This is a genomic window from Myroides sp. LJL115 (genome assembly GCF_054871665.1).
The window spans coordinates 44,594-68,237 of record NZ_JBTXLS010000013.1; the positions used below are offsets into that span (position 1 = coordinate 44,594).

Below are 23,644 nucleotides of genomic sequence, written 5' to 3' on the forward strand. Positions count from 1 at the left end.
GAATTTACTTGTTGCAAGATACAAAAAAAATGGATTAATAGCTATAAGAAGAATTGATTACATAATTTTCAATTTAAAAGGCATGGAGCAGAAGATAAAAGAGTGTAGCATTCCTTTATGCTTTTTTTCTAGTACAGGGCTTTTTCCCTTAAAATTGATGAAAAGCTCTACTTATTTACTTGTAAAACTCTCCTTTAGTCAAGCCCGAGAACATTTTATGCTAGGTTTTTGGGGTGTTGTATACAATAGTAAAATAGTCCTTATTTTAAAATCTAGGGAAAAACGCTCTTTATATCTTTGGTATATCTAATTTATTACTATCTTGGCCCTATGTTAAAAGGAGATTCCGTTGGGATCTTGATCAAAGAATAAGAAAATAATGGGGAATCGTGTGTAAATCACGAACTGTCGCGCAACTGTAAGTGCTATTATCACTTTGTAAATAAAGTAAACTAGTATAAGTCAGAACACCTTTTTCTAATTCAAAAGATATTGCTTTCGCGTATAAAAGGCCAATTATCTAACAACTACACTACCACTATTAATTAAATGTACTATTGCTACTTCGAGCAAGAGGATATTTACCTTTTAGGTATACTTGTTTTATAATATACTTTTCCGCGCTTAAGCTAATTTATTTTATTACGTTTTTTAAATAAGATCAGGTTTAATTTATCCTCTTCTTAGGTATACACTAATAGACTATGCTCTTCTTGGAGCCAGGTCATCGGATAAATCTTGTAAGTAATTTACATTATTTAGTTTTTTGGTAGGGGGATGTTTTTTAAAAAAGTATCCCCTTTTTTATACCACGGACTTACTTTTTTGTCAAAAGATAGTAGATGACATAAAACCAGCCAAAGAAAAAATGTAGGATAGCCCATAGGACCGAATGATTTCTTTGCCAAGATAAATATACCGCTAAAAGTGAACCAATTGTTATCCCTCCCCCATATAAGGAAATGGAAGGTCCCCCTGCATAAATAGCTGAACTCGATAAAAGTGCAGCAAAGGCTAGTAGTGTGTTTTCCTTTTTCATCTTTAATGATTTTTACTTGGGTTGTTTTGTCTTATAAAGATAGTGAAAAAAATGCAAAAAATTGATTTTTAATAGGGTAGGTTGTTATTTGTAAGTGCATTTTTAGTTCTTTTTACTAAAAGAACTAGTGTTATGTCTTAGTCAAATAAGAAGTCAAAAAAAGCGATACCTTATGGATATCGCCTCTATTTTTAGTGATTATGTAAAAACGCTTGTCTATCTAGAAGTGTTTTTTCATCCTCTACATGATTGTCATCCGGTACACAACAGTCTACTGGACAAACTGCAGCACATTGAGGTTCATCGTGGAAACCTTTACATTCTGTACATTTAGAAGGTACAATATAATAGAATTCATCTGAAACAGGTTCTTGAGCTGCATCAGCTTCTACTTCTGTGCCATCAGATAAAACAACTGTACCTGTTAAAGCAGTACCGTCTTTATATCTCCAATCATCTGCACCTTCATATATAGCTGTATTAGGGCATTCTGGTTCGCAAGCTCCACAATTAATGCATTCGTCTGTTATAATGATTGCCATAGCTTATATTTTTATATTATATGTATTAACTTTGCTACAAATTTACACCCAAAACAATTCACAAACAAATCAATATGGATTTAGATGTTAAAAAAAATGCTTTTGTTAAATTAGGAAGCTTTTTGAGCCAATTTACCCATGAGCAGCCAATTATAGATACTCAAAGCCCACAAGAACAAGAGTTATTTCACCAATTCAAAGAGTTAATTAATACGGCAGTACACCACAATGGATGGTTTACCAAAGAACAAGTGTTAATTTGTGTGGAATCTTGGGCGAGTGCACTGACCCAAGAAAATATGGATTTGTGGTGTTCAGCCTATGATTTCTCTAAAGAGCCTTTAAAGAAAGTTGGATTGATTCTAGCTGGTAATATTCCGCTTGTTGGTTTTCATGATGTAATTTGTGTATTATTATCTGGAAATATAGCTATGGTTAAACTTTCTAGTAACGATAAGAAGTTTTTACCTTTTATTGCTCATTTATTAGAATTACAAGCTCCGGAGTTTAAACAGCGCATCGGTTTTGTAGAGGATAAATTAGATGGCTTTGATGCAGTTATTGCAACAGGAAGTGATAATACGGCACGTTATTTTGAGTATTACTTCTCTAAAGTACCTAATATTATTCGCAAGAACAGAAATTCTGTAGCAGTATTAAATCAACAAGAAACTCCAGAAGAGCTGATCGCTTTAGGAAAAGATATCTTTACTTATTTTGGTTTAGGTTGTCGTAACGTTTCTAAATTATACCTTCCAAAAGGATATGATTTTGATTTGTTTTTCCAAGGAATGTACCCTTATAATGAAGTAATCAATTACGATAGATATGCCAATAACTATGATTACAATAAAGCGGTGTTTTTAATGAGTGAATTTAAACTTCTAGATAATGGATTTTTAACCATAAAAGAAGATACAGCTTATAGTTCTCCTATTTCTAGTGTGTTTTATGAGTATTATGATTCCTTAGAGCAATTGAAAGAACAGTTCAAAGAAGATGAGCAAAAAATACAATGCATTGTCTCTAATGATTTAATTCCTGGGAGTATAGGTTTTGGACAAACTCAAATGCCTCAGCTTTGGGATTATGCGGATAATGTTGATACTTTGAAGTTTTTATTGAATCTTTAAAATTTATATCCCAATGACAACTAAGGTACATAATTTTAGTGCGGGGCCTTGTTTGTTGCCTCAAAGCGTTTATCAAAAAAGTGCTCAAGCAATTTTGGATTACAACCATACGGGGGTCTCTATTTTATCGATGTCTCATCGAAGCAAGGAGTTTATTGCTATTTTAGAAGAGGCTCAAAGTCTTGCTTTGTCTTTATTGGGACTTAGTGATAAGAAGTACTCTGTTTTGTTTTTGCAAGGAGGTGCAAGCATGGAATTCTTACGTGTACCTTATAATTTTCTAAAAACAAAGGTATGTTACTTAGATACTGGAGTATGGGCTAATAAAGCCATGCAACAAGCTAAGTTATTTGGCCAAGTAGACATTGGACTAGATGGGAAACAAAGCCAGTATACTTCTATACCTTCTGAGGTTTATGTGGATCAACAGGTAGACTATCTGCACTGGACTTCTAATAATACTATTTATGGAACCCAGTTTAAGGCTCCTCCAATAATAAAAGGGGATATTCCTAGTATTTGCGATATGAGTTCGGATATTTACTCTAGGGAATTCCCTTACCAAGAAATTGATTTAATTTATGCTGGTGCTCAGAAAAATATAGGCCCTGCTGGAGTCAGTGTAGTTATTATTTCCAAGGATTTAATGCAAAGAGCCAAAAGTGATATACCTGCAATGCTTGATTATGCAGCCCATATAGAGCATAGAAGTTTATATCATACTGCTAATGTGTTTGGAATCTACACCTGTTTGTTAAATTTGCAATGGCTGCAAAGTCAAAATGGAGTAAAACAAATGCATAAACGAAATCTTCTAAAATCGGATCTTTTATATAACACTATAGACGAGCTAGATTTCTTGCAAGGTATTGCCCAAAAAGATTCTCGTTCTATGATGAATGTTACATGGAAGTTTGACAATGCAAAGCAAGAGGAGTTATTTGATCAATTAGCCAAAGAAAATAGTATTGTAAATATTAAAGGACACCGTACTTTAGGTGGGTATCGAGCTTCTTTATACAATGCTTTAGATATAGAAAGTGTAGAGGTATTAACCCAAGTTTTACACCATATGAAAACATTGGTCTAATATTGCTTAAGATTAAAATAAGAACTATTTTTATACATAGTAACGAGAAAAAAACGAGTATTTCTATGAAGATATTACTAAATGATGGCACTAGCCAGCAAGTGATTGAGCACTTAACCCAAATGGGTTTTGAGCTTTTACAGGTGAGAGTAGCCTTAGAACAATTACCTACTTACACCAAAAACAAAGAAGTAGACGTTTTATGGGTGGAGAATGGTACTTATTTGGATAAACAAACCCTAGATGAGTTAGCACATATAAAGGCCATAGTGTGGGCTACAACCAATATTGATTTAGAGCTTGTAGATTATGCTAAAAGCAATGGGATTAAGGCAATATGGCCAGAAGAGTCCTTGAGTAATGCGACAGCTGAAATGGTGTTTGCTCATCTTTTTAGTGGAGCAAGGCTTTTGCAAGAATCCAATAGAAATATGCCTTTAGAGGGAGATACAAGTTTTAAGTTTTTACACGACTCCTATAAAAATGGTTTTGAATTAGCAGGTAAAACTTTAGGAATTATTGGTATGAATAGTGCAGGGGAGTTAGTAGCTCAAAAGGCTTTAGCCCTTGGTATGCATGTGGTGTACCACGACCCTCAAGTAAGTACGCTTTTCAATGAGTATATACTACCTAATTCTGTACATTTTAAAGTAGAACTAGAGTCTATGACAAAGAAAGAGGTTTTACAACAGAGTCATTTCATTAGTGTACACCCTCGTTTTTACCAGCACTATCTTGTAGATACAGAGGATTTCCAAGAATGTGAGAACTTATTGGGTATTATTAATTGTGCTTATCCTACAGCCATTAATGAAGTTGCTTTAGTGGATTTAGTAAATGAAGAAAAGATATTTTTTGCTGGTTTGGATCGTTTTGAAGAAGAACCTAAACCTGCAATCACTGTATTGATGCAGCCTAACTTTAGTTTATCTGCCAATACTAATTCCTCTACAGATTCAAGTGAGGCTTTATTTATGGAAGAAGTACTAGAGAAAGTAAAGGGATTACTTCCTTAAAAAAGAAATTTTATCCATTAAAGCAAAGGGAAAAGCACCTGTAAAAAAGACCAATATTACTGTGTTTTTAGGACTTCGGTCTTTATAAAAGCAGTATCTTTGGTGTAAAACTCTATAATACTATGAATAATATTCACTGGCATACCAAGTCTTTTGAAGAATTAACCAATGAGGAACTTTACGGTATATTACAACTAAGAAGTGATGTGTTTATCGTAGAGCAGCAATGTCCTTATCCGGATTTAGATGCAAAAGATTTACGTTGTTTACACGTGTTTGCTACCTTCGGTCCAAAGATTATTGCATGCTCACGTATTGTCCCTCCAGGCTTGAGTTATCCTCAAATGTCCATTGGAAGAGTGGCTGTTTGTAAAGAATTTAGGCAAAAGAAACTAGGTAAAGTTTTAATGGATTTTACCCTTGAAAAAATAGATCAGGAATTTGGCGCTCAAGATATTCAAATTGGTGCCCAGGTTTATTTGAAGAAATTTTATGGAAGCTTTGGTTTTGAACCTGTTTCCTTAGATTATGATGAAGATGGTATTATGCATGTAGATATGCTTAGAAAACTTAACTGTATTATATAGCAACTATATAATATACCTTGTACAAGACTCCTTTAATAGCTATTATTTTAGGGGTCTTTTTTTATATCTTTGCCTTTATGTTAGAGATTCTTTATCAAGATCAGTATATAGTGGCTATCAATAAACCTAGAGATTTATTGGTGCACAAGAGTTTTATTGCCAGCGATATTAAAGAATTTGCAGTGCAAATTCTAAGAGATCAAATAGGGCAGAAGGTATATCCAGTACATCGTTTGGATAGGAAAACTTCCGGGGTTCTTTTGTTTGCTTTGGATAAAGAGACTTTGAAAATAGTAAATGAGAACTTTGCCACTAGAGAGGTGGACAAGACTTATTTGGCTATAGTTAGAGGGTTTACTCCAAAAGAGGGAGAAATCGATTATGCACTAACTAATGATAGTGGTAAAAAACAAGATGCTCTAACAACTTTTACTACCTTACAACAAGTAGAGATACCCTTAGAGAGTAAAACCCATCCTACTTCTCGTTATTCTCTGGTACAAGCTCATCCCATTACAGGAAGGCAACACCAACTACGCAAACATTTTAAGCATATTTTTCATCCTATTTTAGGTAGTAGACCACATGGATGTAATAAGCAAAACAAGCTTTGGTTAGATACCTATGGCCTAAAAAGCATGTTTCTTCACGGATTGGAATTAGAATTCACCCATCCTTATTCCAAAGAAAGAATCTTTTTAAGAGCGCCATTGGATCAAGAGTATAAGAAGTTTAATGCTATTTTAGGCTTTGATTTATCTGCTTATTACTAAGAGTTATTCATAACGTAAAGCTTCTACAGGATCTAATTTAGAAGCTTTTAAAGCTGGGTATAATCCAGAAATAATCGCTACAATAAAAGTTGTGATAAAGGCTGCGATGATGGCTTGGTAAGGTACAGTAAAGGAGAAAGACATTACTTTTGCTAATCCTAAAGCAGTTAATATTCCAAGGGCTGTTCCCACTATGCCTCCCAATTGACCAATGATAATGGTCTCAGTAAAGAATTGCCAAGCAATTACTCTTCTTGTTGCTCCTAAGGCTTTTCTAATACCTATTTCTTTGGTTCTTTCCGTTACAGATACCAGCATTATATTCATAAGGGCAATAGAGGAGCCTAAGATGGTAATTAGCCCAATTAACCATGCAGCCATATTTAAAGTTTCGGTTCCCTTTAACATAGAGCGCATCACATCGTCACTTCTTTCAATACCAAAATTATCTTCTACACTTGGGGCTAAACCTCTAATATTCCTAAACTCAGCTAAAGCACTATCCTCGGCTTGGTTTAAGAACCCATCTTGGGCTACAGAGATTTTAATGGTGTAGTTAATGTCTGCGCGGTTAAATATTGCCCTAGCAATACCTAAGGGAATATATATGCGCTGGTCTTCATTATTGCCAAAGGAGTTACCTTGAGGCTTTAATACTCCAATGATTTTGAATTTATAGCCACGTATGGAGATTATTTGACCTAAAGGATCTTGGTTTTTAAATAAACCATTGGCAAAGTCAGCTCCAACAACACATACATAGTGATTGGAGGAAATATCGGTATAATTAAATGCCCTTCCTTCTTGTACTATTAATCCACTGTTGGAAAGATAATTCTCATCCACTGCAGTAACACCAACTTGGGGATCTGTTTTATCCGTTAAGCTTTTTACCTCCAAATTGGATCCAGCATTAAAAGATAAAGATACTAAAGAGGACATAAAGTGATAATTTTTTTTGAAATCCATCGCTTGTTGATAGGTGATAATGGGATTAATTATCTTTTTGACATCATTATTTCTCATTCGCTGCTTGGCACTGTATCGTTCTATGGTTAAGGTATTGGCCCCCATAGAGGAATAATCTTCTATCAAAGTGTTTTTTAAAGCACTAACCATAGCCAGAATTCCAACTAATGCCCATATACCAATGGCTATAATAAATACAGTGATTAAAGTTCGCGTTAATTGTCCGCGAATACTACCTAAGGCGATGTTAATATTTTCAAATGCAATTTTCCACATACTTATATGTAGTTGTTTTTATAAAAAAGTTACACCTAAATGTAAGGAAATTATTCAATTATATTTAAAAGAGTATTTGTCCTTTTGTTCTAAGTAGCCTCTATGGTGCATTTATCTGTATATGGGAGCAGTGGGGTTATAAAAAAAAGGTGTATTTTTGCCAAAAGAATCAATAATTTAAGGATATAAAAATGGCAAAAAAACCTGGAATTCCAAAAGGAACAAGAGACTTTTCTCCAACGGAAGTGGCAAAAAGACAATACATTATGCAAACTATTCGACATGGATTTGAGAAATTTGGTTTCCATCCCATTGAAACTCCTTCCTTTGAGAACTTAGATACCCTTTTAGGTAAGTATGGGGAAGAAGGTGATCGTTTGATTTTTAAAATTCTAAATTCAGGTGATTACCTATCTAAAGCAGATACAGAATATTTAGAGCAAAAAAACAGTGCTAAACTAACTAATCAAATTAGTGAGAAAGCATTGCGTTATGATTTAACGGTGCCTTTTGCACGTTACGTTGTAATGCACCAAAATGAAATTGACTTTCCTTTTAAGCGTTATCAGATCCAACCTGTTTGGAGAGCAGATAGACCTCAAAAAGGTAGATATAGAGAGTTTTTCCAATGTGATGCTGATGTAATTGGTAGTACTTCACTTTGGCAAGAAGTTGAATTTGTAAGTCTTTACGATAGAGTTTTTACAAGCTTAGGAGTAAAGGGAGTAACAATCAAATTAAATAACCGTAAAATCCTATCTGGAATTGCTGAGGTAATTGGTGCAAGTGATAAATTAATTGACTTCACTGTAGCTTTAGATAAATTAGATAAGATAGGTCAAGACGGAGTGAAAAAGGAAATGATTGAAAAGGGGATTGATCCTGAGGCAATCGATAAAGTACAAGTTTTATTCCATTTCACAGGAAGTTTTGAACAAAAAATAAAACAATTAAAGGAGCTTTTAAGCACTTCAGAAATAGGATTAAAAGGAGTGGAAGAATTGGAATTTGTAGGTAAACAAATCCAACAAATTGGGCTTCAAAGTGCTATTTTAAACTTAGATGTTACTCTAGCCAGAGGTTTAAATTACTACACTGGAGCCATTTATGAAGTGCAAGCACCTGAGGGAGTAAAATTAGGGTCTATTGGTGGAGGTGGACGTTATGATGATTTAACAGGTATCTTTGGTTTAAAGGATATGAGTGGGGTTGGAATTTCTTTTGGTCTAGACCGTATTTACTTAGTAATGGAGGAATTAGGTCTTTTTCCAGAACAAGTTAGTGCTTCAAGTAAAGTTCTTTTCTTAAACATGGGAGAACAAGAGATGAGTTATGCCATGAAAGCTGCTATGGTTTTAAGAGATAAAGGAATTAAAGTAGAACTTTACCCTGATAAAGCAAAAGTAGGGAAGCAGTTCCAATTTGCTGATAAAAAAGGAATTGGTTTTGCTGTTTTGGTGGGAAGCCAAGAAATGCAACAAAACACCTATACATTGAAAAACTTAGCTACTTCAGAACAAGTAGAACTAGATTTAGAAGGCTTAATTGCACACCTTGAATAAAAAATTATTTACATAAAATAAAAAAAAAACAGTTGTTCCATTACAACTGTTTTTTTTCTATTCTTTCTTTTTCAGATATTTACTATTTATAAGTAAAGTATATCTACTTATTTTGATCCTTATATATTGCCACACCTTACAACAACTATGTCTATACCTAGAGCCAATCTTCAAGAGTTTATCCACAATTACAATACCCAAGATGCGCCTTATTTGGATTTAGATTGGAATGGAAAGTTTGGAACGAAATTTAAGGATGCCAATTTGTTTTTTCGCATGCAAATTGCCGAACAAGTCTACTTTGAGATTCAAAGTGTTGACTTAGAGTTGTTGAAGGATTTATTCATAGCCTTAGGTAGGACTACGCAACTTAACTTTAAAGTACATCCTTATTTCCATGTTTTTATTCAAGAGCTCTTACAAAGAGGAGGTAAGCAATATTTATTTGAATACATTTGTGCAGCACATATTTCCTATGATACCTTTGTGGCAACCTCTAGTGTTAATTTGAGTAAGGATAGGAAAATAGAGCTTTTAGAATATTTCGATTACCTAAAAGCTACTCAACCCAATGTGAGTAAATTGTTTATCCAAGCCATCAGAGATCGCTTTTTGGTATAGTAAAACTACTATAGGTTTACAGAATTAGAGTAGTTATAATAAAGATAAGTAGTCCCACTAGTCCTCCCACTAGTGTTCCATTAATTCGGATAAATTGTAGGTCTTTACCCACTTCTAACTCTAATTTATCACTAAGTTCTCTACCATCCCATTTATCTACTGTATTTCTAATTAATTCACCTACTTCTTTGGTGTTTTTTAAAGCAAGACGATACACCGTTTGTTGTACCCATGCATTAATTTTAGTTTGTAATTCTACTTGATTTTGTAAATCTAAGGCTACTTTATTTAAGCTAGTTTTGATATAGGTACGCAAAGCCCCGTCTTTATTATCTAATTGACTTATAATTAAGTCTTTGGCTGAATGATAAAAGTCTTGTATATAACCATCTAAAGTAACTGGAGAGATAAATTGAGCAACAATTTGATCTAGTTTATCCTTCCATTTCTCACTAGTTTCTATTTCGTGGGCTAAAAGCTCTAGTCGCAAAGTTATTTCTTGGCGAATTTTATGCTCTGGTGTGTCTTTTACATCTTGTAGGAAAGTTATGATTCCCTCAATAAGTTGATTGGTCACAGCTTTTCCTCCAATTAAGCCTAGTATGGGTTTTCTTTGAATTACCGCTTGGTAGATTTGATCTCTATTTTGTTGTACATATACCTGTACTTTAGGTAAGATAACATCTAAAAGACGATCGTGTTCTTGATTTTCTATAGCATAAAGTAAGCCCTGGCTTAGCATAGATTGAAAATCAATCTTTTCAAGGGCATTTTGGGCTTTTACATATAAAAAGTCTGTAACTTTTTGCTTGTCTAAATCTATTACAATCTTACGTGCTAATAGGCAGATCTCCTTTTCTACCAGGTCTTGGTTTTTTTCTACAGCTAGCCAATTTCCAATCAAACTTGCTAGGTCTATTTTTTTAATATAGGGACGTATGTTTTCCGAGGTCAAAAAGTTATCCGTTACAAAGTCCCCAAGATTATCACCAATGGTATTTTTACTGTTCTCAATTAAATTAGTGTGTGGTATTTTAAGACCCATTGGGTGTTTAAAAAGAGCAGTAACTGCAAACCAGTCTGCTAATGCTCCTACCATGGCCGCTTCTGCAAATGCTTTCACATAGCCCATCCATGGAGATGGAGAATACTTAATAGAAAATACCATTGCCAGGTAGACTATTGCCATGGCAATAAACAGTCCTGTTGCAATTCTTTTATGTTTGGATAGTTGTCTTTTTTTATCGGGCATAATGGGGGATTTTGAGTTAAAGTTACAAAAATTAGCTTTAAAAATCTTCTTCTATCTCAAAGCTTACTAGTTCTTTGGTAGTTGGGTGTATAAAAGTAATCTTCTTTGCGTGTAGATAAAGTCTATTATCTTTAGTTCCATATAGGTCATCGCCAACTATAGGGCAGTTTAATCCTAAGGGGTGACTAGCATGCATTCTCAATTGATGAGTTCTACCTGTGATAGGGTAGAATAACACCTTTGTATTGGTTGGGTTTTTAGCTACTATTTCCCATTTTGTAAGACTTGGCTTTCCATGGGTATAACATACTTTTTGTCGGGGTCTATCCTCTATGTCTAAAATTAATGGTAAGTCTATAAGAGAATCTTGGTAATTTGGATGACCTTCCACAAGAGCAACATAGGTTTTTTCTACTGTTTTTTCTAAAAATTGCTTTTGTAGGGCTTTATGGGCCTTCTTGGTTTTGGCAATAATTAAAATACCAGAAGTTGCCATATCCAAACGATGTACAATAAGGGGGCTATCGGTTTTTCCAAATAGCTTTTGCATACGTGTAAAAACAGAGTCTTTTATATGAATCCCAGGAACAGATAAGAATTCATGAGGTTTATTTACTATGGCAATATCCTGGTCTTGGTAAACAATCTCTAATTCAACCTCTATATTGGCTACCTCTAGTAAAGGATTATCCTCTACACTTAATCCCTGTAGCATATGGTTTAAGATAGGTTCGCATTTCCCTTTGCAAGCAGGATAGTAATTAAGGTGTTTTCTAATCTCGCTCTTAGGAGATTCTCCCCACCAAAATTCCGCCATAGCAATGGGGCGCATTTGATGAGCATAAGCATATTGTAAAAGGCGTGGTGCTGCGCAATCTCCCGCTGCTGCTGGAGGTTTTTTAAAAGCAGTATCCTTAAAGATATCCAAGAGATCTTTAGTTTGTCCTAAATTATTTAAAAATTGGTATTGTTTGAACAACTTTTGTTGAAGGGCATTGGATTTGTTTTTTCTAGATTCCTTTAAGGCCTCAATAGGAGCTTTTTGTTGTGTAATTATCGCCTCTAAGTCCTGTATTTGCTTTTGGCAATTTTGGGTTAAAACTCTTAATTGATGTTTATCTCTAAGGCTTTGTTTTACTAAATCTTCTTCTAAAGAGGTAAATTGCTCCTGTGTTAAAAGTGGCTTTTGTGAAAGACGTAGTTGCTTTCTTTGTTGTTTTAATTGCTTTAATTCCTGTTTTTTACCTTCTATTATTCTAGCATTATTTTCCGCAGAAAGTTGTAACTCTTGTTCTAAGGTATCTATATTAGATTGTTTCTCAAGTAAGCTAATTTGCTGGTTGATTTGATTTAATACAAGCTCTTCTTGAAGGAAGAACCCTTCCTTGTTATAAAGATCGAAAATACTCGGTACAAAACCTTCTACGTGAGTAAAAGGACCAAGTTTACCAGAAAATCCAGCTAGGTAGCCAATTTTTCCTTGGGTATCTTTTACCACTAATATTCCAAACATTTTTCCACAAGGCAAAGCCTTTGCAGACTCTGGGTCGAACAAAGCATGTATCTGTGGATCGTTTTTTAATTCCTCCATTAGCTCTTGGCTAGCTAAAACACTTAATGGATCGGGTTGGTAAAAGAAGGGATAAGTAAACTTTTCAGGTAGTTCAAAACTAGAAATATCGGCTTTGAAAGACCTAAATAGGGGTAAAGTACAAGACATATTTACATGAATTAAAGGGCAAAAATACACAATTAATAAAAAGCATTAGGCTTTTTGTATTCCATATAAGTGCAATTAAGATATTACTAAGAGGTTTTAGCTTTAAGATAATGGACAGAAAAACCTTCTTTTTACTGCATATTAGTCCTAGGAAAACACCTAAAAAGAATAATTCTTGTAAAAAAGTTTATTTTGTTGGCTAGGCTCTTTGTGTCTTATCTACTTATATAGTATCTTTGGCCTTTTGAAAAGTATTAAATCAATACCGATATGTTTGATAATTTAAGTGATAAATTAGATAAAGCCTTTCATATCCTTAAGGGACATGGTAAAATTACAGAAGTTAACGTAGCTGATACTCTTAAAGAGGTAAGAAGAGCACTATTAGATGCCGATGTTAACTTTAAAATTGCCAAAGAATTTACCAATAGGGTAAAAGAGAAAGCCTTAGGACAGGATGTTTTAACCACTTTGCAACCAGGGCAATTGATGATTAAGATCGTTAAAGACGAATTAACTCAATTAATGGGGGGTGAAGTTGCAGGTATTAACCTATCGGGGACTCCTTCTATTATATTAATGTCTGGATTACAAGGATCCGGTAAAACTACTTTTTCCGGAAAACTTGCTAATTTTTTAAAGACTAAGAAGAATAAAAAACCTTTATTAGTAGCATGTGACGTTTACCGTCCTGCAGCTATTGATCAGTTACACGTAGTGGGAGATCAATTAGGTATAGAGGTTTACTCAGAAAAGGATAATAATGATCCTGTAGCAATTGCAAACAACGCTATCTCTTACGCTAAAAGCAATGGATTTAACGTAGTTATTGTGGATACTGCTGGGCGTTTAGCTGTAGATGAGCAAATGATGACCGAGATTGCAAATATTCACGCAAGCATTAAACCACATGAAACTTTATTTGTGGTGGATTCTATGACAGGACAAGATGCTGTGAATACTGCTAAAGCTTTTAACGATAGATTAAACTTTGACGGGGTTATCCTAACTAAATTAGATGGAGATACTCGTGGAGGTGCTGCTATTTCTATTAAATCTGTTGTAAATAAACCAATTAAATTTATTGGTACAGGAGAGAAAATGGATGCTATCGATTTGTTCTACCCAGAACGTATGGCAGACCGTATTTTAGGAATGGGAGACGTTATTTCCTTAGTAGAACGTGCTCAGGCACAATACGACGAGGAAGAAGCGCGTAAAATCCAAAAGAAGATTGCTAAAAACGAATTTGGTTTCGACGATTTCTTATCTCAAATCCAACAGGTTAAGAAAATGGGAAGCATGAAAGACTTAGTAGGCATGTTACCTGGAGTTGGAAAAGCTTTGAAAGATGTAGAAATTGAAGACGATGCCTTCAAACATATAGAGGCAATCATCCACTCGATGACACCTAGTGAAAGAAGCAAGCCTTCTATTTTAGATGCAAAACGTAAATCCCGTATTGCTAAAGGATCCGGAACGGACATTCAGCAAGTGAATCAATTGCTTAAGCAATTTGATCAAATGAGCAAAATGATGAAAATGATGCAGGGATCAAAGGGTAAAAACTTAATGAGAATGATGGGCAACCTTAAGGGGATGCAATAAAAATACCAGTGGGAAGGTTTAAAATTCGAAGGAAATTTAAACCTTTTCGCTTTTATACCTTTTACAGGTAATAAATAATCGCACATATACACACTTAACATACACACACACTAATTATTATTCACATGCAACTACTAGATGGTAAAAAGGTATCCTCGGATATTAAAGAAGAAATTGCACACGAGGTTCAACAAATGAAGCAAAGAGGAGAAAAAGTTCCTCATTTAGCTGCTGTTATTGTTGGTAATGATGGAGCAAGTCTTACTTATGTTGGAAGTAAAGTTAAATCTTGTCAACAAATTGGTTTTGAATCTACTTTAGTGGCTTTAGACAAAGATATTACCCAAGAGGAATTAATGGCTAAAATCCAAGAATTGAACCAAGACCCAAATATTGACGGATATATTGTTCAGTTACCTTTACCAAAACATCTTTGTGAACAGGAAGTTTTAATGGCTATTGACCCAGATAAAGATGTAGATGGATTCCATCCAACTAACTTTGGAAAGATGGCTTTAGATATGGAAACTTTCCTTCCTGCGACTCCCTATGGAATCATGGAGCTTTTAAAAAGGTATAATGTACCTACAAGCGGAAAAAATGTAGTTGTTATTGGTCGTAGTCATATTGTTGGACGTCCAATTAGTATCCTTTTATCTGGAAAAGGAAATCCTGGAGATGCAACTGTTACTCTAACGCATAGTCGTACAGAGAACTTAGCAAGTATCACTAAAGAGGCTGATATTATTGTATCTGCTCTAGGTGTTCCTAATTTCTTAAAGGCAGATATGGTAAAAGAAGGAGTAACTGTTGTTGATGTAGGAATTACTAGAGTTGCTGATCCAAGTCTTCCAAAGGGATATGCTATTGTTGGAGATGTAGATTTTGAAGCAGTGAGCAAAAAAGCATCGTTTATTACACCAGTTCCTGGTGGAGTAGGACCAATGACTATTGCTATGCTACTTAAAAATACTCTTTTAGCAAGAGAAAGAAAAGCAGCTTTGGCAAAATAAATTATGCCAACTGGTTAAAAAAGCGGTAATACAGAAGTAAACTTTTGTATTACCGCTTTTTTTTCTTTTAGTTTAGCATAAAGACACTTAAGCTCCCTTTTTATAACAAAATAGTTTCCTCTTTTTAGCTTTGTTTTGTTTTTAGGTTATATTTGTTAGAGCTTATGTACTTATATAAGTACTAATACCAAAAAACATTATGGGAATTTATAGTAAGAATATAGAATTATTTGAAAAAAAATATGATAAAATACGAAAGAAATATAAAGTTGTAGCTAGTTGCCGTTTAGTGGTTTTTCTTGCTATACTTTATTTCTTCTATTTAGCCTTGGCCAGGGAAGACTTCTATTATATGTACATTAGTCTTGGTTTTATAGTAGTTTTTGTCATTTTTCTAAAGCTCCATCTTCAATACAAATGGAAAATGCAGTACGCCCATGCTCTTTTACAAGTCAATCAAAAGGAATTAGATTTTGTGAAAAATGGAATAGCTGATTTTGATGATGGTAAAGAGTTTATAGATCCTAGCCATCCCTTTAGCTATGACTTAGATCTGTTTGGTGCTAAGAGCTTGTTTGAGTACCTTAATAGAACGGCTTCTTATATTGGTAAGGTAGAACTAAGTAAGTTACTTAAAAATGGAGTGGATACTAAAGAAATTGAACAAAATCAAAAGGCTATTAAGGAACTAAGTCAAAAAATTGAATGGAGACAGCAAATCAATGCCTTTAGCTCCATGTGTGATTTAGATCAAAATGCCTATGAGAAGATTGTAAAATGGAAAAATATTCCAGTTGTACTACAAAATAAGACTACTATGGCTCTAGCTTATATATGTCCTATTTTATTATGGTCTTGTATTGGGATATACTTTTTTGTAGAATCTATAGCCCTAGGGTATATCATATCTACTATGTTTAGTATAAACTTATTGCTTTCTATATCTAAAACCAGAGAAATTCAAAGACAATTAGGTGGAAGTGATGACTTATCTAAAACCATCAATAGTTATAGTGCCATTTTGGATTTAGTGGAAAGACAATCCTTCACCACCCCAAAAATGCAAGCCTATTTACAAGAGTTTATCCAAGGAGGTAGTAAGGCTAGTAAAAAGATTAAAACCCTTTACCATTTGTTTGAGCGTTTAGAAACGGTAAATAATTTGTTTGTAATGGTGCTTTTTAATGGATTTGGGCAATACCATATACACGTATTACAAAAGCTGTTACATTTCAAAAAGGATAATGCAGATATTTTATTATCTAGTATAAACAGTGTGGGGCAAATTGAAGCCTTAAACTCTTTGGCTAATTTCTCTTATAATAATAGGGATTTTTGTTTTCCTACTTTAAGTAAAGACAAGCAGATGTTTTTTACTGATTTGGGACATCCATTATTAAATCCAACTAAGAGGGTGTGTAACGATATTAGTTTTGATAAGGAGCGTTTTGTAATCTTAACCGGTAGTAATATGTCGGGTAAGAGTACTTTTTTACGTACCATTGGCGTGAACTTAGTATTGGCTAAAATGGGAGCTCCAATTTGTGCTAGTTCTGCTAGTTTCATAGATCTGCCTTTATATGTATCTATGGGGGTAAGCGATTCTTTAAAAGATAGTGAATCCTATTTTTATGCTGAGGTTAAACGCTTAGAATTAATCATCAAAGCTTGTCAAAAACAGCCAACTTTTGTTTTACTAGATGAAATTTTAAGAGGTACCAATTCCGAAGATAAGCAAAGCGGGACTATTGGGGTTATTTTAAAGCTGATTTCCCAAAAGACCTACGGTATTATAGCTACTCATGATTTAGAGGTATGTAATATTACTTATGACTACCCGCAGATTCTTACTAATAAATGTTTTGAGGTAGAGATAAAACAGGAAGATTTGTTTTTCGATTACAAAATTCGAGAAGGAGTTTGTCAAAACAAGAATGCTACCTTTATCATGAAAAAAATGCAAATTATCGATTAGTATTTTTCCTAACAGACTTAGAGTCAAGGTTCCTATGATAGGATGTGTATAAAAAAGTGGCTATAGGAAATCATTTGATTCTCTATAGCCACTTTTGGTTTTATAACTAAGCTTTATAAACTTATTTGTTTAGATAGCTGCTACTAATTCTGTAATTAATTTACGAGCAATTGGCTCTGCTGCTTGTACGGCTTTTAATACCTCTTCATGGTTTACATCTGCTATTCCTTCTTCGTCTCCCATATCAGAGATTACAGAAATACCAAATACATCCATAGACATATGTCTAGCAACAATTACCTCTGGTACGGTTGACATTCCTACACAGTCTGCGCCAACGGCTTTCACCATTTTGTATTCTGCTAAAGTTTCAAAGGTAGGTCCTTGTAAACCGTAGTAAATACCCTGTTTCAAATCTATGTTTAACTCTGAGGCAATATCTTTGGCTTTATCCATTAAATAAGGAGTGTACACTTGGTTCATGTTTACAAAACGAGGTCCAAAACGCTCATCATTTGCTCCTCTTAAAGGATGTTCTGGGAAGGCGTTGATATGATCGGTAATAATCATAATATCTCCAATTTTGAAAGAAGGATTAACACCTCCTGAAGCATTAGAAACAATTAAGGTTTGTACTCCTAAAAACTTCATCACTCGAATTGGAAATACAGTTGTTTTAATATCATATCCCTCATAGTAATGAAAGCGTCCTTGCATTGCAACTACTTTTTTATCTCCAATGGTTCCAAAGATTAAAGCTCCTTTATGTCCTTCAACAGTAGAAACTGGGAAATTTGGAATTTGTTCATATGGAATTTCATGCTCGATTTTAATATCAGCAGTTAAATTTCCTAATCCCGACCCTAGGACAATTCCTATTTCAGGTTGAAAATTTGTTTTTTCACTTAAATACTTAACCGTTTGTTGTACTTGTTCCCACATAGTTTAAAATGGATTTGTCAAAGTCTTGTTGCTGGGCAATAAAAGAACTTTGAATTGGTAAATAATACAATTGCTCACAGGGAATTAAATCCTTTAATCGGACATAATCCTTCTCTGTGGTGATAATCTTTTTATCTTTTGCTTGATGTAAAATTTGCTCAATGTCTTTTGGAGTAAAATTATGGTGATCGGCAAAACTCATACAAATAGTATTTTGATCTTTTAAGTGATCAAAGAAACTTTTTGGCTTTGCAATACCTGCAACCATAATAAAATCTGATTTTTTAAATTCCTCCAGGGAAATTGAACCTCTTCTATTCTTTGCAATTTTACTAAATTCAATATACGTAAAAAAAGACAATTGTCCCGGAAGCAAGTTTAATTTTTTTCGGATATGTCTCTGATTCTCTTGACTTAAATCTTTTGGACATTTTGTGACCACAATAATATCGGCTCTTTTATACCCGTTTCTTACCTCCCTTAATTTACCACAAGGAAGAATATGATCGTCATAGAAAAAATCATTATACTGGGTAAGCATAATATATAACCCAGCCTTTAGGGCTAAATGTTGGAAAGCATCATCTAGTACAACTACTTGAGTAGAGGGTTGGAGCTTTAAAATATTTTGGATTCCTTCTACGCGCTTATTGTCTACTGCAACAAAGATATCTTTGAACTTTTGATGGTATTGAAAAGGTTCATCGCCAATTTGTTCCATAGTGGTATACTCATTTGCAAGTACAAAACCTTTACTTTTTCGTTTATATCCTCTAGATAGTGTAGCTACCTTATAACGGTCCTTTAAAAGTTGTATCAAATATTCTACCATAGGAGTTTTACCTGTGCCTCCTACACTTAAATTACCCACCACAATAGTTGGAACCTTAAAGCTATGTCGTTTAAAAATGCCTTTTTGATATAAGAAAGTACGCAAAGAAGTAATCAAAGCGTAAATAAGGGCAAATGGAAAAAGTAATTTTAATAAAAAAGACATAGAGTTAATTTTTTAAACTGTAATACATACTAAGGCTAAGCTATACTTAAAAGGGATGCTTATATATTTAAGCTACCTGGTCATGGGTAAAGTAGACTGCTAAAGCAAATGCAAATATAGAGTTGTTTTAGCGATTTTTTGATGTGTACTACCTAGTTTTCCCTACTTAAATCCCCTAATGCTTTAAAACGGACCACTTGCTAGATAAGCTTTACGTCGATGTAATAAAGTTCTGGTTTTGTTTGTAAAGTAGGTTTATAAAGTAGATTATAAAAAAGTTTTTACTTATTTTAGTACATCCAAATCCTATAATACAGAGCAATTAATCTAAGTTGGAAAATAGGTTGTTTTTAAAACAAGTAGGCAAAAGAGCTAGTTTTGTTATTTTAAGGCTGCTTAATTTTTAGCTACCTTTGTAGATGATTTAATTAACACAAATAAGATTTATATTTTTTTACCATGAAGATTCAAGAGTTTATTGGTGTCTTAGAGGAATTAGCGCCTTTAGGTTATGCGGAAGGTTTTGATAATGTAGGGCTTTTAGTAGGGGATTACGATCAAGAAATCACTTCTGTTTTAGTGGCGCATGATGCCTTAGAAACAGTGGTAGAGGAGGCCATAGAAAAGGGATGTAACCTTATTGTATGCTTTCACCCTATTTGGTTCTCTAGTATAAAGAAGCTAACTGGAAAGGATTATGTGCAAAGAGCACTAATTAAGGCTATAAAAAACGATATTGCTATCTATGCTATTCATACAGCCTTAGATAATCACCATCTTGGAGTAAATAAAGTTTTATGTGATGTTTTAGGGGTTAAAAACACTCGTATTTTATTACCTAAGCAAAATTATATCAAAAAATTAGTTACCTACGTTCCCTTAAAGGATATTGACAAAGTAAGACAGGCACTTTTTGATAAGGGAGCAGGTAATATAGATGGATATGAAAGTTGTAGTTTCACCTCTCAAGGTATGGGGAGCTTTCTACCTAAACAAGGAAGCAATCCAACAATAGGAACAGTGGGGGTACTACAGCAAGAACAAGAAGTTAAATTAGAGGTTGTTTTTGAAAAACATTTACAAAGCGCTATTTTAAAAGCTTTATTTACCACGCATAGTTATGAGCAAGTAGCCTATGAGTTGTATACTTTAGAGAATTCTCTTCAAAATGTAGGAATGGGAATGATTGGGGAGTTAGACCAACCTGTAGATGAAATGGCTTTTTTAAAATTAGTCAAACAAGAATTAACCTGCGGTGGCATACGTTATAGCAAGCTTTTGAATAAGCCAATTAAAACAGTAGCTGTACTTGGCGGCTCGGGAAGTTTTGCAATAAAGGATGCCATTGGGCAAAATGCCGATATATTTATTACTGCGGATTTAAAATATCACGATTATTATCAAGCTGATAACCAGCTTGTTTTAGCGGATATAGGTCATTTTGAGAGTGAAAGGTTTACAAAAAATTATATAGTTGAATATCTTTCAAAAAAAATCACTACTTTTGCAGTTATTTTATCAACAGTAAATACGAATCCAGTTAACTACTTATAAGATGACAAAGAAAAAAGAATTAACCGTTGAAGAGAAATTAAGAGCTCTATATGATTTGCAATTAATTGACTCTAGAATTGACGAAATTAGAAATATGAGAGGAGAATTGCCTCTTGAAGTGGAAGATTTACAAGATGAAGTTGCTGGACTAAACAAACGCTTAGAAAAGTTAAACACTGATTTAAGTGGAATTGAAGCAGGAATCAAAGAGAAAAAAGGTTCTATCGAAGAGTTCAAAGAAGCTATTAAGAAATATACTGAGCAACAAAATCAAGTAAAGAACAATAGAGAGTTTAATTCTTTAGAAAAAGAAATTGAATTCCAAAATCTTGAAATTGAACTAGCAGAAAAGCACATTAAGGAAATGAAAGCTAGCATTGAGTTCAAAAAAAGTAATATTTCTGAAACACAAACTCGTTTATCTGCTAGAGAAGAGCACTTATCACATAAACAAAAAGAGTTAAGCGATATTATGGCTGAGACAGAACGCGAAGAGAATTTGCTATTGCAAAAATCTGAAGAGTTCAAATTAGACGTTGAAGAGCGTTTACTTGTAGCTTATAATAGAATTAGAAATGGTGTTAAAAACGGTTTAGCAGTTGTTTCTGTTGAGCGTGGTGCATCTGTAGGATCGTACTTTACTATCCCTCCACAAACACAAGTGGAAATTGCAGCGCGTAAAAAAATCATTACCGATGAGCACAGTGGACGTATTTTAGTAGACAGTGCATTAGCGGAAGAAGAAAAAGAAAAAATCGATGCGATTATTGCAAGTATATAATAAATTAAAAAGCCTCTACTTAAAGAGGCTTTTTTTACTTTGTAACCTATGAAAAGGCTAATTGGTACTTTGTTAAATATATGCAGTGTATTTAATAGTAAGGCAAGTATAAAGATAGCTTATAGATTATTTTCAACTCCTTTAAAGGGACAATTGCAAGGGGAATTACCCGATTTTTTACAAAGGGCTACTTTGCAAAATATTACCTTTGATAAGCTATCCATTCAATGTTATATTTGGGATATCACAAAAAAGCCTATTCATACTATTGTCTTAATCCACGGTTGGCAAAGTAATTCTAGTAGATGGGAAGCTTTGGTAAATTATTTGCCTAATAATTATAGAATTATTGCCGTAGATGCTATGGGGCAAGGAAAAAGTCAAGGTAAAGAACTATCCGTATACCAGTATTCCCAATTAATTTCACAGGTTCTAACACAATACAATCCAAGTGCAGTAGTTTCTCATTCTTTGGGGTCTTTTGCTTTATTGGAGGCATTATCTTGCACGAGTAATCCAGCTTTGAAGAAAGTGGTAATTATGGGGTGTTTGGATAATTTTAAAGATATTGTGGATAATTATTATCAGATGATGGGCTATAGCATTAGTTTTCAAAAAGACTTTACTGCTTATTTAGAAAATATCATAGGTAGAAATATGTCTCAATATGCAGGCCATGTATTTGCAAAGAGTATTATCCAAGATACCCTTATTATTCACGATAAGGAAGATGAAGTAATTCCCTTGGAATCTTGTAAAGCACTACATGAAACATTAAAGCAAAATAAGGCAAAGCTTATTTACACAAAAAATTTAGACCATTCTTTACAAGATCCTAAGGTATACCAAAGTATAAAGGAATTTATTGTAGTATCTTAAGAGAATCATTTTGGTTAACTAAAATAGTATTTTTACTATGGAAAACAAAGACAACGAAAAAACTAGATTGAACAAATACTTATCCGAAGTAGGATATTGTTCAAGAAGAGAAGCAGATCGCTTGATAGAACAAGGCCTAATTACTGTTAATGGCGAATTACCTGTTATGGGATTAAAGGTAAGTGAACAAGACCAGATTCATGTTAGAGGAGAGCTTATTCAAAATAGTGGAGAAGAACCTGTTTATTTAGCCTTTAATAAACCAAGAGGTATTGAATGTACCACTAACCAAAGTGTTAGAGATAATATTGTAGATTATATCAATTATCCTAAACGTATATTTCCAATTGGTCGATTAGATAAAGACAGTGAAGGATTGATTTTGATGACAAATGATGGGGATATAGTAAACAAGATTTTACGTCAGAAAAACAACCATGAAAAGGAATATATTGTAACGGTTAACCGTGCTATTACAGATCGTTTCTTAGAGGGAATGCGTGGGGGTGTTCCTATTTTAGATACCATTACTAAGCCTTGTCGTGTTGAGCCTATTAGTAAATTTGTATTTCGCTTATTCCTAACCCAAGGATTAAACCGTCAAATTAGAAGAATGTGTGAGTATTTTGATTATGATGTTATTGCTTTAAAGAGAATTAGAATTATCAATATTTCTTTAGATGTAAACGTAGGAGAATACAGAGATTTAACTAAGGCAGAATTAGAGGAATTAAATAAATTAATTGCTCCTAGTATAAAAACTCAAGAAGCAAGTGTGGATCTGCAGGATTCTAAAGAAGATATGCTAGTTTCAAGAAGAAGTGTTACTAGTTCTAAGGCTGTTGGTAGAATCGGTAGAGATGGTAAGATGAATTTCGAACGTGAGAAAAAATCAAGCCAAACTAAAGCTACCCCACTTCGCAATGAGCGTTTAACTACACGTAGAAGAAGAGAACAGTAAGATACTTATCAAAGTATTTTAAGTGCGTATAAAAAAAAACAGGACTGTAAAAATAGAGGGCACTGATAAAGTAGCCTCTTTTTAGGAAATAGCTTTTTTAAAGACAAAAAATAACGCTTATAAAAGACTTTTTTAAGTCTCTTTGTAAGCGTTATTTGTTTTCTAGCTGTACTATTGAGTGGCTTAAACAGCCTAAAAAAAGGCCTTATACTATCTTTTATACAAAGTAGCTCCATTCGCTACTCATTATCCACTATTTTGAGTATTCTTTTAATATTTACAGTAAAAATCGTGATAGCTCCTTGCATTTCCATACAAGAAAGTCCATAAGAATCCGCACGGTTATAACCATGT

General features: G+C 33.8%; 21 protein-coding genes and 1 riboswitch. Of the genes, 14 read left to right on the forward strand and 7 right to left on the reverse strand.

Going from position 1 to position 23,644, the window contains the following annotated elements:
• The first annotated feature begins 341 nt into the window (after window positions 1-341).
• Window positions 342-493, forward strand: a riboswitch (cobalamin riboswitch).
• 324 nt (window positions 494-817) lie between these two features.
• Window positions 818-1,039, reverse strand: a complete 222-nt coding sequence (locus ACYSNX_RS05140) for a hypothetical protein (protein ID WP_461753617.1) — start codon at window positions 1,037-1,039, stop codon at window positions 818-820.
• 191 nt (window positions 1,040-1,230) lie between these two features.
• The gene (locus ACYSNX_RS05145) at window positions 1,231-1,581 is read right to left on the reverse strand and encodes a 4Fe-4S dicluster domain-containing protein (RefSeq protein WP_461753618.1); all 351 of its coding nucleotides are present in this window, start codon (window positions 1,579-1,581) and stop codon (window positions 1,231-1,233) included.
• Window positions 1,582-1,655: 74 nt separating this feature from the next.
• Here ACYSNX_RS05145 and ACYSNX_RS05150 point away from each other — a divergent pair, with 74 nt between their 5' ends.
• The 5 genes from ACYSNX_RS05150 to ACYSNX_RS05170 all read left to right on the forward strand — a co-directional run bounded on the left by ACYSNX_RS05150 (window position 1,656) and on the right by ACYSNX_RS05170 (window position 6,180).
• The gene (locus ACYSNX_RS05150; protein WP_461753619.1) at window positions 1,656-2,714 is read left to right on the forward strand and encodes an acyl-CoA reductase; all 1,059 of its coding nucleotides are present in this window, start codon (window positions 1,656-1,658) and stop codon (window positions 2,712-2,714) included.
• A 13-nt stretch (window positions 2,715-2,727) separates the two neighbouring features.
• Window positions 2,728-3,804: a 3-phosphoserine/phosphohydroxythreonine transaminase gene (serC, locus tag ACYSNX_RS05155; protein ID WP_461753620.1), complete on the forward strand. Its 1,077-nt coding sequence runs from the start codon at window positions 2,728-2,730 to the stop codon at window positions 3,802-3,804.
• Window positions 3,805-3,869: 65 nt separating this feature from the next.
• Window positions 3,870-4,820, forward strand: coding sequence for an NAD(P)-dependent oxidoreductase (locus tag ACYSNX_RS05160; RefSeq protein ID WP_461753621.1), 951 nt, complete (start codon window positions 3,870-3,872; stop codon window positions 4,818-4,820).
• Between the two features lie 122 nt (window positions 4,821-4,942).
• Window positions 4,943-5,407, forward strand: coding sequence for a GNAT family N-acetyltransferase (locus tag ACYSNX_RS05165; RefSeq protein WP_461753622.1), 465 nt, complete (start codon window positions 4,943-4,945; stop codon window positions 5,405-5,407).
• 77 nt (window positions 5,408-5,484) lie between these two features.
• The gene (locus ACYSNX_RS05170) at window positions 5,485-6,180 is read left to right on the forward strand and encodes a pseudouridine synthase (protein WP_461753623.1); all 696 of its coding nucleotides are present in this window, start codon (window positions 5,485-5,487) and stop codon (window positions 6,178-6,180) included.
• Window positions 6,181-6,183: 3 nt separating this feature from the next.
• On the opposite strand, the gene ACYSNX_RS05175 is transcribed toward ACYSNX_RS05170, so the two are convergent.
• On the reverse strand, window positions 6,184-7,425 hold the full coding sequence (locus tag ACYSNX_RS05175; protein WP_461753624.1) for an ABC transporter permease: 1,242 nt from the start codon (window positions 7,423-7,425) through the stop codon (window positions 6,184-6,186).
• Window positions 7,426-7,616: 191 nt separating this feature from the next.
• On the opposite strand from ACYSNX_RS05175, the gene hisS reads away from it, so the two are divergent.
• Window positions 7,617-8,987 carry a histidine--tRNA ligase gene (hisS, locus tag ACYSNX_RS05180; RefSeq protein WP_461753625.1) on the forward strand — a complete coding sequence of 457 codons (1,371 nt, stop codon included), beginning with the start codon at window positions 7,617-7,619 and terminating at the stop codon, window positions 8,985-8,987.
• A gap of 147 nt (window positions 8,988-9,134) precedes the next feature.
• Complete coding sequence (locus ACYSNX_RS05185; protein WP_461753626.1) at window positions 9,135-9,608, forward strand: hypothetical protein; 474 nt, start codon at window positions 9,135-9,137, stop codon at window positions 9,606-9,608.
• 16 nt (window positions 9,609-9,624) lie between these two features.
• Here the strand turns inward: ACYSNX_RS05185 and ACYSNX_RS05190 are convergent, their stop codons facing one another.
• Window positions 9,625-10,860, reverse strand: coding sequence for a DUF445 domain-containing protein (locus ACYSNX_RS05190; protein ID WP_461753627.1), 1,236 nt, complete (start codon window positions 10,858-10,860; stop codon window positions 9,625-9,627).
• A 37-nt stretch (window positions 10,861-10,897) separates the two neighbouring features.
• Window positions 10,898-12,580, reverse strand: a complete 1,683-nt coding sequence (locus tag ACYSNX_RS05195; RefSeq protein WP_461753628.1) for an RluA family pseudouridine synthase — start codon at window positions 12,578-12,580, stop codon at window positions 10,898-10,900.
• A 270-nt stretch (window positions 12,581-12,850) separates the two neighbouring features.
• Here ACYSNX_RS05195 and ffh point away from each other — a divergent pair, with 270 nt between their 5' ends.
• The 3 genes from ffh to ACYSNX_RS05210 all read left to right on the forward strand — a co-directional run bounded on the left by ffh (window position 12,851) and on the right by ACYSNX_RS05210 (window position 17,176).
• Window positions 12,851-14,188, forward strand: a complete 1,338-nt coding sequence (gene ffh / locus ACYSNX_RS05200; RefSeq protein ID WP_461753629.1) for a signal recognition particle protein — start codon at window positions 12,851-12,853, stop codon at window positions 14,186-14,188.
• Between the two features lie 125 nt (window positions 14,189-14,313).
• A complete protein-coding gene (locus ACYSNX_RS05205) occupies window positions 14,314-15,201 on the forward strand; it encodes a bifunctional 5,10-methylenetetrahydrofolate dehydrogenase/5,10-methenyltetrahydrofolate cyclohydrolase (protein ID WP_461753630.1) in 888 nt (295 codons plus the stop codon).
• Between the two features lie 199 nt (window positions 15,202-15,400).
• On the forward strand, window positions 15,401-17,176 hold the full coding sequence (locus ACYSNX_RS05210; protein ID WP_461753631.1) for a MutS-related protein: 1,776 nt from the start codon (window positions 15,401-15,403) through the stop codon (window positions 17,174-17,176).
• 129 nt (window positions 17,177-17,305) lie between these two features.
• On the opposite strand, the gene ACYSNX_RS05215 is transcribed toward ACYSNX_RS05210, so the two are convergent.
• Window positions 17,306-18,118, reverse strand: coding sequence for a purine-nucleoside phosphorylase (locus ACYSNX_RS05215; RefSeq protein ID WP_461753632.1), 813 nt, complete (start codon window positions 18,116-18,118; stop codon window positions 17,306-17,308).
• Window positions 18,090-19,115 carry a tetraacyldisaccharide 4'-kinase gene (lpxK, locus tag ACYSNX_RS05220; protein WP_461753633.1) on the reverse strand — a complete coding sequence of 342 codons (1,026 nt, stop codon included), beginning with the start codon at window positions 19,113-19,115 and terminating at the stop codon, window positions 18,090-18,092. The genes ACYSNX_RS05215 and lpxK overlap by 29 nt, the downstream gene beginning before the upstream one ends.
• Before the next feature lie 459 nt (window positions 19,116-19,574).
• Here lpxK and ACYSNX_RS05225 point away from each other — a divergent pair, with 459 nt between their 5' ends.
• The 4 genes from ACYSNX_RS05225 to rluF are packed head-to-tail and all read left to right on the forward strand — an operon-like array spanning window position 19,575 to window position 23,290.
• Entirely contained in the window at window positions 19,575-20,669 is a 1,095-nt protein-coding gene (locus ACYSNX_RS05225) for a Nif3-like dinuclear metal center hexameric protein (protein ID WP_461753634.1), read from the forward strand.
• A 1-nt stretch (window position 20,670) separates the two neighbouring features.
• A complete protein-coding gene (locus ACYSNX_RS05230; RefSeq protein WP_461753635.1) occupies window positions 20,671-21,450 on the forward strand; it encodes a zinc ribbon domain-containing protein in 780 nt (259 codons plus the stop codon).
• A 48-nt stretch (window positions 21,451-21,498) separates the two neighbouring features.
• Entirely contained in the window at window positions 21,499-22,329 is an 831-nt protein-coding gene (locus ACYSNX_RS05235) for an alpha/beta fold hydrolase (RefSeq protein ID WP_461753636.1), read from the forward strand.
• A 37-nt stretch (window positions 22,330-22,366) separates the two neighbouring features.
• Entirely contained in the window at window positions 22,367-23,290 is a 924-nt protein-coding gene (gene rluF / locus ACYSNX_RS05240) for a 23S rRNA pseudouridine(2604) synthase RluF (protein ID WP_461753637.1), read from the forward strand.
• The last annotated feature ends 354 nt before the right edge of the window (window positions 23,291-23,644 follow it).

Bases quoted from the DNA above. Each gene is read 5' to 3' on its own strand.
- ACYSNX_RS05140 (WP_461753617.1), bottom strand. From the start codon at position 1,039: ATGAAAAAGGAAAACACACTACTAGCCTTTGCTGCACTTTTATCGAGT.
- ACYSNX_RS05145 (WP_461753618.1), bottom strand. From the start codon at position 1,581: ATGGCAATCATTATAACAGACGAATGCATTAATTGTGGAGCTTGCGAA.
- ACYSNX_RS05150 (WP_461753619.1), top strand. From the start codon at position 1,656: ATGGATTTAGATGTTAAAAAAAATGCTTTTGTTAAATTAGGAAGCTTT.
- serC (WP_461753620.1), top strand. From the start codon at position 2,728: ATGACAACTAAGGTACATAATTTTAGTGCGGGGCCTTGTTTGTTGCCT.
- ACYSNX_RS05160 (WP_461753621.1), top strand. From the start codon at position 3,870: ATGAAGATATTACTAAATGATGGCACTAGCCAGCAAGTGATTGAGCAC.
- ACYSNX_RS05165 (WP_461753622.1), top strand. From the start codon at position 4,943: ATGAATAATATTCACTGGCATACCAAGTCTTTTGAAGAATTAACCAAT.
- ACYSNX_RS05170 (WP_461753623.1), top strand. From the start codon at position 5,485: ATGTTAGAGATTCTTTATCAAGATCAGTATATAGTGGCTATCAATAAA.
- ACYSNX_RS05175 (WP_461753624.1), bottom strand. From the start codon at position 7,425: ATGTGGAAAATTGCATTTGAAAATATTAACATCGCCTTAGGTAGTATT.
- hisS (WP_461753625.1), top strand. From the start codon at position 7,617: ATGGCAAAAAAACCTGGAATTCCAAAAGGAACAAGAGACTTTTCTCCA.
- ACYSNX_RS05185 (WP_461753626.1), top strand. From the start codon at position 9,135: ATGTCTATACCTAGAGCCAATCTTCAAGAGTTTATCCACAATTACAAT.
- ACYSNX_RS05190 (WP_461753627.1), bottom strand. From the start codon at position 10,860: ATGCCCGATAAAAAAAGACAACTATCCAAACATAAAAGAATTGCAACA.
- ACYSNX_RS05195 (WP_461753628.1), bottom strand. From the start codon at position 12,580: ATGTCTTGTACTTTACCCCTATTTAGGTCTTTCAAAGCCGATATTTCT.
- ffh (WP_461753629.1), top strand. From the start codon at position 12,851: ATGTTTGATAATTTAAGTGATAAATTAGATAAAGCCTTTCATATCCTT.
- ACYSNX_RS05205 (WP_461753630.1), top strand. From the start codon at position 14,314: ATGCAACTACTAGATGGTAAAAAGGTATCCTCGGATATTAAAGAAGAA.
- ACYSNX_RS05210 (WP_461753631.1), top strand. From the start codon at position 15,401: ATGGGAATTTATAGTAAGAATATAGAATTATTTGAAAAAAAATATGAT.
- ACYSNX_RS05215 (WP_461753632.1), bottom strand. From the start codon at position 18,118: ATGTGGGAACAAGTACAACAAACGGTTAAGTATTTAAGTGAAAAAACA.
- lpxK (WP_461753633.1), bottom strand. From the start codon at position 19,115: ATGTCTTTTTTATTAAAATTACTTTTTCCATTTGCCCTTATTTACGCT.
- ACYSNX_RS05225 (WP_461753634.1), top strand. From the start codon at position 19,575: ATGAAGATTCAAGAGTTTATTGGTGTCTTAGAGGAATTAGCGCCTTTA.
- ACYSNX_RS05230 (WP_461753635.1), top strand. From the start codon at position 20,671: ATGACAAAGAAAAAAGAATTAACCGTTGAAGAGAAATTAAGAGCTCTA.
- ACYSNX_RS05235 (WP_461753636.1), top strand. From the start codon at position 21,499: ATGAAAAGGCTAATTGGTACTTTGTTAAATATATGCAGTGTATTTAAT.
- rluF (WP_461753637.1), top strand. From the start codon at position 22,367: ATGGAAAACAAAGACAACGAAAAAACTAGATTGAACAAATACTTATCC.